Below are 14,140 nucleotides of genomic sequence, written 5' to 3' on the forward strand. Positions count from 1 at the left end.
GGGATATGGCAGCTGGATGAAAGCGACCAGCGACTGGATGATAGGCCTGGGCGCCTTTGAATCCTTCCTCGGCGTTTTCAGTATGGCGCTGTTCCTGGTCACCTTCACCCGCAAGATGACCAGATAACATGGGGTGAAGAGCGAAAGGAGAGTCATAGAGAGGCGAAGCCTCTCTTTCTTAACTTTCCCCCTTCCCCATTTGGGAAGGGGGATTAAGGGGGATGGGGTTACCGAATGAAAGGCTATGTCGTGTGACGAGATTGCTTCGTCGCTAGTGCTCCTCGCAATGACACGAAAGGGTGGTGCTCCTCAGAAGGGGCGAAGCCTCTCTTTCTTAACTTTCCCCCTTCCCCATTTGGGGAAGGGGGATACAGGGGGATGTGGCTTTAAACAGATAAGATGAACAATAGCAAGTCCTACTACCGCTGGTTCATCCTCGCCCTTTCGGCGCTGACCTTCACCTTCGTGGTCGCCATGCCCACCATGTGCCTGCCCGTCCTCTTCGAGGAGATTAGCCGGGACCTTGACCTGAGCCTGGTGCAGATTGGCGCCGTCTGGGGGATGGTTTCGCTGGCCGGGATGTTCGTTGTGCTGGCCGGCGGGCTACTCGGTGACCGCTTCGGGGCTAAGCGTGTCCTGGCGGTATCCTGCCTGCTGGCAGGGCTGGCCGGTGCCCTTCGGGGACTGTCCGGGGATTTCGCCACGCTGGTGGGTACCCTGTTCCTCTTCGGCCTCCTGACGGCCACTATCCCCCCGGTAGTCCACAAGACCTGCGGTATCTGGTTCTCGGGCCGACGCCTGGGGCTGGCAAACGGGGTGGTCTCGATGGGCATGGCGGTAGGCTTTACCGTGGGGGCGATGATAAGTGCCACCGTACTCTCCCCGGCACTCGGCGGGTGGAGGAACGTCCTCTTCCTCTACGGGGGAATATCCGTCGTTATCGGCATCGTCTGGTTGCTTACGCGCAGCCAGCCGGCGCAGGCTGAGTCGTCAGATAGCGCGGCAGTCACGGTACCATTTCGCCAGGCGCTGTCACGGGTAGCCAGAAACCGGTATGTCTGGCTGCTGGGCTTCATCCTGGTCGGCCAGACGGGGTGCGTACAGGGGACGCTCGGCTACCTGCCGCTCTATCTCCGGGACATCGGCTGGACGCCGGCCAGCGCGGACGGCGCCCTGGCAACATTCCATGCCACCAGTATCGTGGGCGTCATCCCACTGGCTCTGCTGTCCGGCAGACTTCGCTCGAGGAAGACGGTCCTGTTTGCCGCCGCGGTGATGACGGCCGTTGGTGTCGGTCTGCTGTCGGTGAACGAGGGCTCTCTGGTCTGGCTGGCAGTGGTGATTGCCGGAGTCGTCCGCGATGGTTACATGGCGGTACTGATGACAACGATTATCGAGACGGAAGGTATCGGGGTGACCTACGCCGGGACCGCCATGGGGCTCATCCTGACCCTCTCCCGAGCGAGCTCCTTTGCCTCACCACCCATCGGCAACAGTCTGGCCGACACCAACCTGAGCCTTCCCTTCGTCTTCTGGGCAGCCCTGGCAGCAGCCTCCCTCGTCGGCTTCTACTTCCTGAGGCAGAAGAAACCAAGCCCGGGATAGCGACGCACCCACCGGGTGCGCAGCTACCTGAACTCCTCGGGGATCAGGTCCTCGATTCTGGCGGTAGCAACACCAATAACGGAGTCGGCAGCGCCGTAATAGACCAGCACTTCATCGCGGGCAGTCAGTATATCCTTGCCTACGTCCCGCGACACGGCACCACAGGTGAAGACCACGTTCGGTACCCAGGACTCGTCCTTCTCCCCAACCTCAAACCTTTCCGTTGGTTCGAGGATGAAGTTGGGCGAGCGGTAGAGGAGGACAGTGGGGTCGGCCAGGTCAACCAGCATAACACCCAGTCTATAGACATGGTCGTGGTCCACTCCGTGGTAGATGAGCAGCCAACCGTATTCGGTCTTTATCGGCTGGGCGCCGCCGCCGATTTTCAAGGAGTCCCACACCATCCCTGGCCGGGAACCTGCCAGTATCGTGTGCTCCTTTCTGGGCCAGGGACAACGCAAATGGGTAGAGAAAGTAATCCAGATGTGCGGGTCCACCCTGTGGAGCATGACATACTTGCCGTCAAGTTGCTCCGGGAACAGGGCAGCGTCCTTATCGGTGAATCCCGGGAAGACAAGTCCGTGTCTATGCCAGTTCTTCCAGCGGTAGTCCACGAAGTCCTCGACACTAATGGAGGCCGCGGCAATCTGGGCGACGGTGCCGCTGTAGGCGGTATAGAGCATATAGACCCGACCGTCTATGAGCGTCAGCCGGGGGTCCTCACAGCCTTTTTCCTCGCTGGGGGTTATCGGCTCGAATATCGGTTCGTCCAGCCTTTCCGTGAACGCAAAACCATCTTCACTCACCGCCATCCCGAGGCGGGAAATGTCATCATCTCCAAAGGCACGGTAGACAATATAGACCCTGCCGTTGAGGCGGATGGCGCCGGGGTTGAGCAGGAACCTGGATTCCCAGTAGTGCTCCCTGATGGGCCGGAGTACGGGGTTTCCGGCAAAGCGGGCCAGCGGTCTTGCTGGTGGCTGCTCCTCGGTGGGGATACCCCGTTTGACCACCGTTCCGGCACCCTGGATTTCACCCAGCAGGAGTGGGGCCAGGTCCTCATACTCCCTGCCTTGGGCCATCAGTTCTCTTATCTTGTTTTCAATTGTCTCCTCGTCCCCGCCAGCCGCTTTGAAATACTCGGTGAGGAAGTCCCGGGAAGACCAGTCACGCTCCACGTGAAGCGAAAGCGGTGTCGGCAGACCTGTCCCTCCCTTGAAGCTGTAGCTTGCCCAGCTCCAGGCCGAGCAGGGCACAAACGTCCCATCAGGGAGTGTCAGGGCCAGGTGGTAGGAATCAGCAACATCATCGAGATGCCTGGCGAGGGATGCCCGGGCATTGTCTCCGGGTGCCTCCTGGACAATCTGTCGGGCCATCTCACGCAATCGTTCCACAAACACACGCTCGTGCCCGTTCTCAAAGATATTGTGCGCCGAGAGCGGTGTCTTCCCCCAGTGTCCCTCCAGGGCGTTCACTACTTTGTCGGCAAAGTCCTTCCTTTCCTCAGTGAACTGCTGCCATACCTCCCCGAATCTCTCCGCCTCGATGACGCTCTTGGCAATGGTGGTGAGATAGCGCAGCCTGGGAAACTCGCCGCCCATCCCCTTGTGAAGGTTACTCAAGACCAGCCTGCCGGCAATCCTGCTCAACGAAGGGGACTCCTTCATTTCCGCCAGCGAAGGAAACTCATCAATATCGACAACCAGTGGTTTCAGCAGGCAACGCACGAAATGCTCCGGTCGTACGCTCTCCCTGATTAAGGCTCCCACCTGCTCCGTGTAGTCGTACTCTTCCGTCCAACTGGCCAGGGCAAGGATATCATTGGGTTCGTACCGTGTCAGCAGTTCATTGAGGTAGCTGTGACCCAACCTTGTGATAAGGTTGGTGGGGGGGTACCGCCATAGCAGCCAGGTGGCCATCTCAGGAGCCAGGGCGTGACCCTCCGTGCGCTGAAAAAAGCGGAATACCAGGTCTGCTGCCTCCTGCACTCCAGCTACGGTAGCAAGGTTCCACGGTATTATGGTCCCGTCCAACTCCGCTTCCACCTGAATCATAAAGGCCTTGATACGGCTGACAATCTCCCCGGAACCTGCCCCCCGGGGGACATTCAGCTTCTGATACACAAACTCCTCGAATTGCTGCTTGTACCTGTGAAAAACGAACTCGTATACCGAATTGGCAGCGACTGTGCTGCCGTCCGAGGCCGTGACTTCCGAAGGTACGATCAGGGGTACGCCCGGCACAAACTCACGGTAGGTAACGTTGGGTACAGGGGGTCTCAAGGCCTCCCGATGCGATTCCCAGGCAGCTATGAAGTCCGGCTTGAGGCGGACGAACTCGTCCACCATCAACTCGACTTCTCTCTCCGCCTCCAGCGATACCAGGCGCTCGGCTTCATCAGCGTCAATGGAGTTGAGCCTGTCCCTGAGAGCCATCATTTCCTGTACAAAACCGGCGAGATGACCGGAGTATGCAGTCACCAGGGCACTTATCAGGTCTCCCTGGGCAAAGTCCCTGGTAAAGGCCAGGGCCAGCCACAGGTGATATACCACCTGCGCCCAGAGTCTGTGCGGGAAGCGGAAGGAACCAGCCTCGGTATCCGCCAGGACTTCGAGCTGCCGGTAGTAGTCGTCGGGCAGGACCCACTGGTAAAGGGCCTGGAATCTGGAGAATCCCTGCTTGAACCTATCCACGAGGTGACGGGGGATAATGACCACTTCATCGGGCTGGTGTGGCTTCCTGGTCCCGAAAGTGGGCAAAGTCTGCACCAGAGGCTCGCTGGCTGTCTCTGCATTCTCCCACCGGTCACGGTCGGCCAGGACCTGGGCAAACAGCACCCTCACCGCCTGGGTCAGTACCAGTTCTGCCTTTGCCAGGGAAGGTCTGTGTATCTTTATCCCCAGTTTGGCTTCGCAGATGCGAGCGTCGCTACTGATTGCCGTGGCAGCCAGCCAGCTATCGATGCCATAGCCACCCACCTCGTCACTCGGTGGATAGGGAGATTTCTGCAGAAAGGTCCTGAGCAGGCGATAGGATATTCCCCATTGTCCTCCCGCCAGGTCATGAATGGGACAATCGTATATGGCGGTAAACAGCGGATGGAATACATGAGAGGCGATGGGCGCCTCCAGATAATGACGGTTGAAGCGGGAGACAACCAGGTCCATCGCCCTCTTTTCTATTGGCTCCAGGAGAAGTCTTATCCACTCCGGGACCAGCCCCTCGATATCGTCGTTCCTGTGCCTGCTCCTGAGGTCTGCTTCTACAATTGCGAGGTTTGCGCCGAGGGCACGGGCCACTTCCATAATCGCCCACAGCCCCCAGCCCTTCCCGTTAGTAAGCTCGTGCTCGAGTAGAAAGGCTATCCGGCTGATGCCATCGATTCCGGGAGCAGCATTGACAACTTCAAGTGCCTCCCCACCCACTGTGCCACCCACAGCCACAATAACACACCGCCTGGAAGGAAAGTACTCGCGCAATCCCTGTCCTGCAACCCGTAGCACCTCACCGATGGTATCGGCTTCGTTAAAGAAAGGAATTCCGACGACGATGTCTGCGTCGCCCAGCCTGGCAGCCTGGTTTAGAGGCTCCTGAAGGGTCGCCCTGAAGAGGTCCTTGATCTCCTCCGGGGAGACTGTGGCTTCTGCCTGGATGCCGGCGGTCTCCGGGTTCTGGCCGGAGGTCCCGGCCTGGCTGCTTTCAAATGCACTGGTAGAACACATCACAGTTTCCCTTCCTGATATTGCTATGCTTGAGATATATCGTAGAAGAGAAGAAGGGTTGTGTCAATGGCCGCCCGCAAGCCGACTAGCGGGGCCGCCCGCGAGCCGACTGGCTGGTCCGCCCTGAGTCAGAGAGGGGCCTATCCTTGAGATGAGGACAGGTATTCTTAATTTGCCCGGGCAGGTGGTGTGGACAGAAGGTTTCCGGCCAGCCGGTAGTGCCTGAGGGCCTGGTTCTCCCAGGAGTACTTCTTAGCGTAGTTCACCGCCTTCTCCCGGACATTCTCCTGGAGCTTCGGGTCAAGCACCAGTTCCCTGATTTTGATTAGCAGACGTCCCGGGTCGGAGTCGTACAGCGCCCCGGCCTCTTTCAGGGTCTCGCCAACGCCTTCGAGGTCACGACCAGCGACCAGTGCGCCGGCGCCAAACGCGTGTGTAATCATACCGCTCTGGGTGCAGTCGTTTGGCCAGTAGTAGTTAATGTCAAACGCCCGCGCGGCCAGGGCGAGCATCTGCTCAGGCAACCAGATATCGAAGAGGAACTTATCTTTCCTGTTCTGTTGCTTTCGCAGTTCTATTGCGTGAGGTATATGCTCAGGTAGCCGTGGCCTCCCGATACGAATGGCTACTATCCGCCGCTGCGGTAGAAGCTCTTGCAGGCTATCTCTAGCCGGATAGAGGAACTCGGAGCCTTTTATCGGATGGAGAAAGCCCATCTGACCAAGGATTACAGTATCCGGGTCAAGGAATATCCGCTCACTCCGCAAGGCCTCTTTCGTTTCCGGTTCGAGGTCTGATTCGCCGAGCAGGAAATCGTTGAAAGCCTCTTTTGCCTGGCGACGGCTGAGGTGAGCCACCTCCGCATATGAACACACACCGTGCCTGAGAACGTGCACCTTGCCAGCGTGTTCGGGGAATGCCGATGTGACTGCGCGGAAGACACCGCGGCTGAAGACGGTGATAGCATCAACATTAGGCAGCAGGGACTTGAGCATCCTGTACTGTGTTGCGCGCAGTCCGAAGGGGGTCTCGCAACTCTGAAAGTGCAGGGAGTGGAAGGTTACTACTCTGGGCAAGTCCAGGTCCCCGAGCATGGTAACGAATCTGCGGGTATTGGGCCAGATGTTGAACTCGTGCTGAAACCAGAGGACAGTATCTGCCTTTCCCAGCCCGAGTTTCTTAAGCCCGTCCAGAATCACGGGGGCTGAGTACTCGTGTAGACCAGGTATACCACGCCAGACCGGTCCGTCAGGCGCCTTGCCGCTGGCGGCTAGCGGTACCTCGCAGTCCTCCAGACGAAAAGAGAGGATACCCCACTCACCGGGGGTACTAACCCGGGTCAGGAAGCTGGTGTAGTCGGCTATGCCGCACATCATGGGCGGGTATGTTCCTGCGAAGCAAATAGTCGTCATTTTGCTACCTGTATGGCTGCCAGCCAGAACAAATTACAGATGATATGACAGCTTCCCCATGGCAAATAACCTGCATCACATACGGAAGTTGAGGAGTGGCACAGCACAAGGAATAAGTTAGTCGGGGAAAACGGTCTGTGAGCATCAGCTGATACCAGCCATTTTGACCACCTCCCGGAACTGGAACTGCCCGGGGTGAGGGAAGAGACCTTCATAAATCATAAAGGCCACCGGACTCTAGGCTAACCCTCCTCCCTCAATTTGTCAAGCTACTGTTGTGCGGTTTAGCTATGGTACTGGCCGCCTCCTCATGAGGTAATGCCTCATCCCCCGAACGCCCTTCCCGGTCAGGAAGAGTGCAACAACTACATCTCCTGGTATCCTGTTGGATTCTGCGCCACTGAGGACAGTGGCGTGTTGCCAGGCATGACCGGGAGCATTAGATTCTGCGCCCCTGACCAGATTGCTTCGTCGTTACACGCCTCGCAATGACATCATCGGAGGTTACACGCCTCGCAATGACAATGGGAGGTTACACGCCTCGTAATGACGCGCCGAGAGGAAGTCTCGGCGGGTGGGTTACAGGCTCCCCACCATGTAGTCTCCCCGCAGGCGGTAACCGAACTCGGTACGGTAGTAGTCGCGGGCACCAACACCGCTGAGCACCGCCAGTTCCGGCACACGGAACTCGTCCCGGGCGAGCCGTTCCGCCTCCCGGAGCAGTGCCTTCCCCAGTCCCTTGTGCTGGGCGGCGGCCATGTCCTGGTGCTTCAGGGGGACCTCGGGGCCGTACACGTGCAGCTCACGGACTGTGGCCCGGTCTCCTGCGGAGTCCTTCCCGCTCCGGACCCTCAGGCGCAGCAGACCGAAGAGCGTCTCATTCTCGTCCTCAAAGGAAAGGAACACCTCACGCCCACCCGAGGCCTCGTAGTCCATTCTCACCAGGCGGGGCTCGCCTATCGGCCGTCCGGTGATTGCCCGGTGGCCGTACTCCCGGCACCGGATGCAGCGGCACCGCCTGCCGTTCTCCTCCATACGCTGCCTGACAATGCCGCGCAGCGAGTCGCGACACCCGGCGACAATGAACTTCGGCGGGATATCCCGCAGGACCCGTGATATTCTCACGTAGGGAGGAACGATAGCCTTTATGTCGGCAACGAGGTCTATCATGGTGTCAATCGGGTAGGGGTGGTAAAGGCCCTCCCGGTACCACCGCTCGAGCTCGGTGCCCTCTACCACCATGGTGGGGTACAGCTTCAGGCCGTCGGGCCGGAAACGGGGGTCGTCGAACAACTGCCGGGACATCTCCAGGTCCTTCTCCGGGCTCGAACCGGGCAGCCCGGGCATCCAGTGGTAGTGCACCTTGAAGCCGTGGTCCTTGAGCAGCGCCGTGGCACTGACGACGTCCTCTACGGTATGCCCTCTTCTGACCAGGCGGTAGATATCATCATCCAGCACCTGTACACCCAGCTCCACCCGTGTAGCACCGAACTCCAGCATCCGGCTCACTTCCTCCTGCCCGCACCAGTCGGGCCGGGTCTCGATGCACAGTCCGGTGCAGCGGTGTACGGCGGTCTCGTTGCGCTGCTTGGCCTCGGTCAGGCTGTCCGATTCCTCACCGTTCAGGGCATCGAAGCACTCCTTGATGAAAGTGTACTGGTAGTCGTGGGGCAGGGCGAGGAAGGTACCCCCCATGACTATCAGCTCAATCTTGTCCGTGGGGTGCCCCATGTTGGACAGGGCCTTCAGCCTCAGCAGGACCTGCCCTCCGGCATCGAAGTCACAATTCTTGCCGCGCAGCACCGCCGGCGACTCCGGGGTATAGCTCTGCGGTGTTGCCGGGTATGTGGGACAGTAGATACACTCTCCGGGGCAGTCCATCGGCTGCGTCATTACCGCCACGGGGGTCACGCCGGATATTGTTCTGGTGAACTTCTTCATCGGATAACGATATGCCTGCCTTAGTGCTATGGACAGTGTACCAAATACTGCCTGACGGTCACAATTCGTGTGCCCTCGGGATGGGACTGGTACGCTCTTTCCGGGAAACCAGGAGCGGGGTCTGTTTCCAGGGACTTACACCTGTATGTTTTGCCATTTCCCGCCGGCGAAGCGTATCCACATCAGTATCGCCCGCACGGTGTGGTCAACCACCGCGCCTATCCAGGCTCCCGGCGCTCCCATGTGAAGGGCAAACACCAGGAGAGCGCCACCGCCGACACGCATTGTCCACATGCCGACTGTGGAGAGAAGCAGCACCCAGCGGGTGTCACCGGCACCCTGCAGGCCGCCTGAGAGTGAGTTGTTGGTGGCCATCCCCGGCATGGCGAATGACCATATCTTGAGCCCCATGGCACCGATACGGATAACCTCGGGGTCGTCGGTGAAGATGCTGATGAGCTGGTGGGAGAATGTAAACGTTATCACACCGAGGCAGACCATGACCACCATGCAGTAGCGTTGCGACAGGTAGCCGGCTTTCTTGGCAAGGTCGGGCTTTCCCGCTCCCAGGAACTGCCCGACCAATGCCGTGGCGGCCACGCCGAAGCCGAAGCTGGGCATGAAGGCGAACTCCTCGACTCTCATGGTGAGCACGTGGGCGGCGTAGACGGTGGTCCCCAGGCTGCTGAGAACGATGGTGTAGATGCTCATGGCTGCCCGCATCTGTACAGCGTTGGCGAAGGCGGGCAGACCGACTCTGAGGATGCGCTTCACTTCAGTCCATTGGAAAACCAGGGCAGTCCGCAGGTCGTACTTCAGCAGGCCTTTGCCCTTGACCAGAATAGCCCATATCAAGAGACCGCCAACGACACTGGATGCCGCCCTGGCTATACCCGCACCGAGCACTCCCAGTGCGGGAAAGACCCACCAGCCATTGATGAGAACATAGGCAAGACCGGTGCCGACCACTTCCATGACGATTATTGCGATCATGGGGGTCCTGGTATCTCCTGCCCCACGGAACACGGCCTCACCGCACAGGAGCAGGAAGAAGAACGCTGTGGTGGGGGCATTGGCACGGATGTAGTCCCTGCCGAGCGCTATGACTTCAGGACTGGCGCGGAATAGCCACAGCAGTTGGTCGGCATAGAACCACATAATCAGGGAAAAGGCAATACCGAGAATGTAGGCGAGGAGCATTGCCTGCCTGAGGGTGCGGTTGGCGTGCTCGGATTCACCGGCTCCAACGTCGCGGGCAATTATTGCTACCGCCCCGATGGTGATGCCCATGAAGGCTGTAGCGGGCAGGAAGATGATTTGTTCGCTGAGGCCTACGGCGGTGATTGCCTCCGGTCCGAGGTGCCCGATGAAGACCATGATGATCATGCCAAGGATTGTCCAGGCAGCCTCTTGCAGGACGACCGGCCAGGCCAGGCGGAAAACGGCACGCGGGAGCCCTCTCTCGCCCAGTTCGGGTAGCGCGGTCAGGTTCGTCATGTCCTTATGTCCTTGCAACTGATGATACCGTTTTGCTCGCGGCACTGCAATCTCCTTCACTGAATGAGGCAAGCCAACAGCCCTCCCGTGTGCTATAATTCTCTCCTGCGACCGTACCGTTGGACTCTCGAATACGTTGTGCGCTATCGCTGTCCTGGCGTGCGGGACAGCCAGGAATACCAGGAGAAAGGACTGACGATGACGAGGGTATACGCAGATATGGTGGCTGACCTCTTTCACTATGGCCATGTTGAGTTCCTGAGGAAGGTCCGCGCTCCGGGGGACTATCTCCTGGTGGGCATCCATTCAGACGACGTTGTCGTGCCCTACAAGCGCAGGCCCATCCTCACTATGGAAGAGCGTATCGCTGTGGTAGCCGGGTGTCGCTACGTTTAAGAAGTGCTTTGCCTGGATTGAGAAACACGACATCCATCTGGTGGTCCACGGAGACGATTACGCACGGGAGGAACTGGAGTACTACTGCAAGGTCCCCATGGAGATGGGGCTCTTCCGCACGGTATCCTATACCCGCGGTATCTCCACTTCTGAGATTATTCGCAGAGTACTGGCAAGGCAGTCCCGGGACAGGATACTCCATCCGGGGGTGTCCAGACCTGATGCAGGTTGCCAGGCTGACGCAATCGTCGGCCCTACATGTAGTCTTCGCGGGGCGGGCTGAAGGTGTCTATGACCGTGGTGGCCGTGTCACCGCTGGCGGCGCTGTGCTCGATATTGCCGGGGATGGTGAAAGCGTCACCCTTGCGGCAGACACGGCTCTCGTTGCCGATAGTCAGTTCCAGTTCGCCCTCGACTATGATTCCCGTCTGCTCGTGGGGATGGCTGTGAGCCGGCACGGTGCTGTTGGGTTGAAACGTGGCGTAAGAGAGCATCACGTGTTCTCCCCAGACCAGTCTCAGAACGATACCCGGAGCCAGCTCCCTTTCCTTGAAGTCCTCCGGAAAACTGAAGAACATCTTAGAACTCCTACTCTATCAGGGTGCTGAAAAACTCTTTCGACCAACCCCCTGACCCCCTTCCTAGCCAGGAAGGGGGGAAAGATTGTATCTGGGGGACACCCCCAGACCCCTGACATAAGGGGGCGCCCCTCAGAAGGGGCGAAGCCCCTCTGTACTCCCCTTTTTCATCATCCTGCTATGTTTTCGAAATGAATAATACCATAGTGGCCGGTGACTTTCGTCTTTTGTACGAAGTGGTGGAGAAATAGCGGCGGGTGAGCTATTATTTGCATATATTCTGCCCGCCTGGCGGAGGAGGACAACCATGTCTGACGAAATAGACCTGTCCTTTCTGGACCGACCTGAGATTCTACAGGTGATATTCCCGGTAGTTTATTCTTCTTTTCAGCTGCCGGACTTCCTCCGGTCCCGGTCTGCGGGGGTACCTGCTTGCTCCGTGGAGGTCGAAGAGGGAATCAAGATAGTCTGCGGGTTCTGGGTGAGTGGTAAGGACCACCCCTCAATCCTGTACTTCCACGGTAATGGCGAAACGGTGGATACTCACGAGTGGATTGCCCCGTACTACAACCGGCGAGGGATTAACCTCTTCGTTAGCGACTATCGGGGCTACGGCGCCAGTGATGGAAGGCCGACGATTTCCAACATGGTCGCCGATGCCCACACCATCTTCAGGGGCTTAAGAGAGAAACTGAGGGGGGAAGGTTTCAAGGACAGTCTCTTCGTTATGGGCCGGTCCCTGGGAAGTGTGCCTGCCGTTGAGGTTGCCCTGAACTATCAGGATGGTATCCGTGGTTTGATTGTTGAGAGTGGTACCGCTAACAACTTCCGCCGGCTGTGGGACTACCCGGGGGTTTCGCCGGGTATAACTGCTGCGGGGGAGGAAAGAGCTTTCCTTGTTCAGGAAAGTCCTTTTCTGAACAAGGTAAAGGTGCGGCGGATTCACAGGCCCACGCTCATTATCCACGGTGAGAACGACGAAATCATGCCTGTTGAAGAAGGAAAAGAGCTCTACCGGAGTTCCGGTTCGCGGGAAAAGAGGATTCTTATCGTTCCCGGAGCGGGCCATAATGATATCATGATGAACCAGGAGTTGTACTTCGATACGATAGAGGGGTTCATCAGGGAACATCAATAGGACATCATTCATGGGAGGTTGATTATGAATGAGCTAATTCAAAGAGCAGCCAGGGACATCGCCGGTTCCGGGTATGCCATTGCCCTGACCGGTGCCGGGATGTCCACGGAGTCCGGGATACCGGATTTCCGGGGACCACAGGGTGTCTGGACAAAGAACCCTGAAGCCGAGAAGCGGGCTTATCGCGGCTACCAGGACTTCCTCCGGGACCCCGGGAGATACTGGAAGGAGAGGCTGAGCAGCAGTACCGGGGCCCTTGGGGAACTGGGAACCAGGGAACCAAATCCCGGTCATCATGCTCTGGTTGAGCTGGAGAGGATGGGAATACTGAAGTGTACCATCACGCAGAACGTTGACGCTCTCCACGAGAGGGCGGGGGCGCGGCACCTGCTGGAGTACCACGGCAGCTTCGCCAAGCTGCGCTGCGTATCCTGTAACGCCAGGTTCAGGCGTGATGAGTTTGACCTGGCAAGGCTGATGCGGGAAGACCGGCTACCTCCCCGCTGTTCGAAGTGCGGCGGAATCGTCAAAGGCGACACTGTCGGTTTCGGAGAACCCATCCCCGAGGACGTGGCCCACCAGAGTATAGAAGAAGCCTGGAAGTGCGACCTGATGCTCATCTGCGGGACTTCGGCCGTGGTCTATCCCTTTGCCAACCTGCCCAGAATCGCCCGGCAGAAGACGAGGGAGGCGCAGAGGGAGACCGCAGGCAGTCTTGCTGCCATAGAGAGGGTACCTGCCGTGACCATCATCGAGGTGAACGCTGAGCCAACACCTCTGACCCAGGACGGGGTCTCGGACTACATTATCCAGGGCAAGACGGGCGATGTCCTTCCGGCGATAGCTGAAGAGGTGAAGAGGGTGCGGGAGACTAACACCTCCGACTAAATAGACGCCGGTGACTGGTTTCATCCGTGCGTAACCGTCTTATAACCGTTGTTCTATAGGAAGAATGCAGGCGAACCTTCATTGCCCGGATTAGGAACTCTCACGTCAATGTACACTCAGAGTACTTGACAAACCGTCTCCCGTCTATTATATTTATGTATCTTGCAGATTATATTTAACGGATACCCGTATCGGGGCATAGCAGAGGTACGTTTGGCTCCGGCGGTACGGGTATCTCATGATGGAAACTCCAGGAATCATGGACATTCGGGAGAGGACATCGACAGCCCGGACGTAGGCTGTGGATTCTCCTTAAGTTCCAATTCAGGAGGTAACCTGGGCTGGCCTCTGGGTCCCTGATTACATACCGGTGCGTACGGCCGCGGTCCGGTTTGGGAGAGCTGGACTGTAGCTGAAGGGCTGCTGTGCGGCCGGAAAAACGGAGGAGATTGTATGCGCGCCTACCTTATCAGAAGACTCTTTCTGATAATACCTACCCTTTTTCTGGTAACCATCATCGTGTTCCTCACTGTCCGCTTCGTTCCTGGCTCGTTGATAGACCTCCTGGCGTCCCAACAAGCGGGCGAGGCGACGATGGACCCGGAAGTGATAGCAGACCAAATCAGGCGTGACCTGGGTCTGGACCAGCCAGTCTGGAAGCAGTACCTGCGCTGGCTGGGGGCGTGGCAGCAGGACGACGGCACTTTTTCCGGTATCCTCCAGGGTAACCTCGGGGAATCACTCTGGACACACCGCCCGATACTCGAAGATATAGTCAATAAGATTCCAATTTCCCTGGAGCTCGGCATTATCGCCATAGTAACGGCGTTATTGATAGCGTTCCCTATAGGCATATATTCGGCGATACGGCAGGATACCATGGGTGACTACGTGGGGCGTAGCATTGCCATAACCTTCATGGCCGTTCCCGGCTTCTGGCTGGCGACTATGATTATCGTCTTC

General features: G+C 58.2%; 10 protein-coding genes. 5 read left to right on the forward strand and 5 right to left on the reverse strand.

Features of this window, described 5'->3' with window-relative positions:
- Positions 1–399: 399 nt before the first annotated feature.
- On the forward strand, positions 400–1,605 hold the full coding sequence (locus VMW13_02025) for an MFS transporter (protein ID HUV43585.1): 1,206 nt from the start codon (positions 400–402) through the stop codon (positions 1,603–1,605).
- Between the two features lie 23 nt (positions 1,606–1,628).
- On the opposite strand, the gene VMW13_02030 is transcribed toward VMW13_02025, so the two are convergent.
- The 4 genes from VMW13_02030 to VMW13_02045 form a co-directional block, all read right to left on the reverse strand.
- Entirely contained in the window at positions 1,629–5,327 is a 3,699-nt protein-coding gene (locus VMW13_02030; protein HUV43586.1) for a hypothetical protein, read from the reverse strand.
- Between the two features lie 167 nt (positions 5,328–5,494).
- The gene (locus VMW13_02035; protein ID HUV43587.1) at positions 5,495–6,739 is read right to left on the reverse strand and encodes a hypothetical protein; all 1,245 of its coding nucleotides are present in this window, start codon (positions 6,737–6,739) and stop codon (positions 5,495–5,497) included.
- A 579-nt stretch (positions 6,740–7,318) separates the two neighbouring features.
- Entirely contained in the window at positions 7,319–8,680 is a 1,362-nt protein-coding gene (locus VMW13_02040) for a tRNA uridine(34) 5-carboxymethylaminomethyl modification radical SAM/GNAT enzyme Elp3 (GenBank protein ID HUV43588.1), read from the reverse strand.
- A gap of 135 nt (positions 8,681–8,815) precedes the next feature.
- On the reverse strand, positions 8,816–10,177 hold the full coding sequence (locus tag VMW13_02045; GenBank protein HUV43589.1) for an MATE family efflux transporter: 1,362 nt from the start codon (positions 10,175–10,177) through the stop codon (positions 8,816–8,818).
- 198 nt (positions 10,178–10,375) lie between these two features.
- Here VMW13_02045 and VMW13_02050 point away from each other — a divergent pair, with 198 nt between their 5' ends.
- Positions 10,376–10,573 carry an adenylyltransferase/cytidyltransferase family protein gene (locus tag VMW13_02050; GenBank protein HUV43590.1) on the forward strand — a complete coding sequence of 66 codons (198 nt, stop codon included), beginning with the start codon at positions 10,376–10,378 and terminating at the stop codon, positions 10,571–10,573.
- Between the two features lie 254 nt (positions 10,574–10,827).
- Here VMW13_02050 and VMW13_02055 read toward each other — a convergent pair whose 3' ends face one another.
- Positions 10,828–11,151 (reverse strand): cupin domain-containing protein, encoded by a 324-nt coding sequence (locus VMW13_02055; GenBank protein ID HUV43591.1) that lies wholly within the window; start codon positions 11,149–11,151, stop codon positions 10,828–10,830.
- A 307-nt stretch (positions 11,152–11,458) separates the two neighbouring features.
- Here VMW13_02055 and VMW13_02060 point away from each other — a divergent pair, with 307 nt between their 5' ends.
- From VMW13_02060 to VMW13_02070, 3 genes are all read left to right on the forward strand, one after another.
- Positions 11,459–12,289 carry an alpha/beta fold hydrolase gene (locus VMW13_02060; protein HUV43592.1) on the forward strand — a complete coding sequence of 277 codons (831 nt, stop codon included), beginning with the start codon at positions 11,459–11,461 and terminating at the stop codon, positions 12,287–12,289.
- Positions 12,290–12,313: 24 nt separating this feature from the next.
- Positions 12,314–13,177, forward strand: a complete 864-nt coding sequence (locus tag VMW13_02065) for a Sir2 family NAD-dependent protein deacetylase (GenBank protein ID HUV43593.1) — start codon at positions 12,314–12,316, stop codon at positions 13,175–13,177.
- A gap of 453 nt (positions 13,178–13,630) precedes the next feature.
- Positions 13,631–14,140, forward strand: a 510-nt coding sequence (locus tag VMW13_02070) for an ABC transporter permease (protein HUV43594.1), incomplete at its 3' end; no start/stop codon positions are given.

Source organism: Dehalococcoidales bacterium (assembly GCA_035529395.1).
GTDB lineage: Bacteria > Chloroflexota > Dehalococcoidia > Dehalococcoidales > Fen-1064 > DUES01.

Coding starts and splice junctions, on each gene's coding strand:
- VMW13_02025 (HUV43585.1), top strand. CDS start 400: ATGAACAATAGCAAGTCCTACTACCGCTGGTTCATCCTCGCCCTTTCG.
- VMW13_02030 (HUV43586.1), bottom strand. CDS start 5,327: ATGTGTTCTACCAGTGCATTTGAAAGCAGCCAGGCCGGGACCTCCGGC.
- VMW13_02035 (HUV43587.1), bottom strand. CDS start 6,739: ATGACGACTATTTGCTTCGCAGGAACATACCCGCCCATGATGTGCGGC.
- VMW13_02040 (HUV43588.1), bottom strand. CDS start 8,680: ATGAAGAAGTTCACCAGAACAATATCCGGCGTGACCCCCGTGGCGGTA.
- VMW13_02045 (HUV43589.1), bottom strand. CDS start 10,177: ATGACGAACCTGACCGCGCTACCCGAACTGGGCGAGAGAGGGCTCCCG.
- VMW13_02050 (HUV43590.1), top strand. CDS start 10,376: ATGACGAGGGTATACGCAGATATGGTGGCTGACCTCTTTCACTATGGC.
- VMW13_02055 (HUV43591.1), bottom strand. CDS start 11,151: ATGTTCTTCAGTTTTCCGGAGGACTTCAAGGAAAGGGAGCTGGCTCCG.
- VMW13_02060 (HUV43592.1), top strand. CDS start 11,459: ATGTCTGACGAAATAGACCTGTCCTTTCTGGACCGACCTGAGATTCTA.
- VMW13_02065 (HUV43593.1), top strand. CDS start 12,314: ATGAATGAGCTAATTCAAAGAGCAGCCAGGGACATCGCCGGTTCCGGG.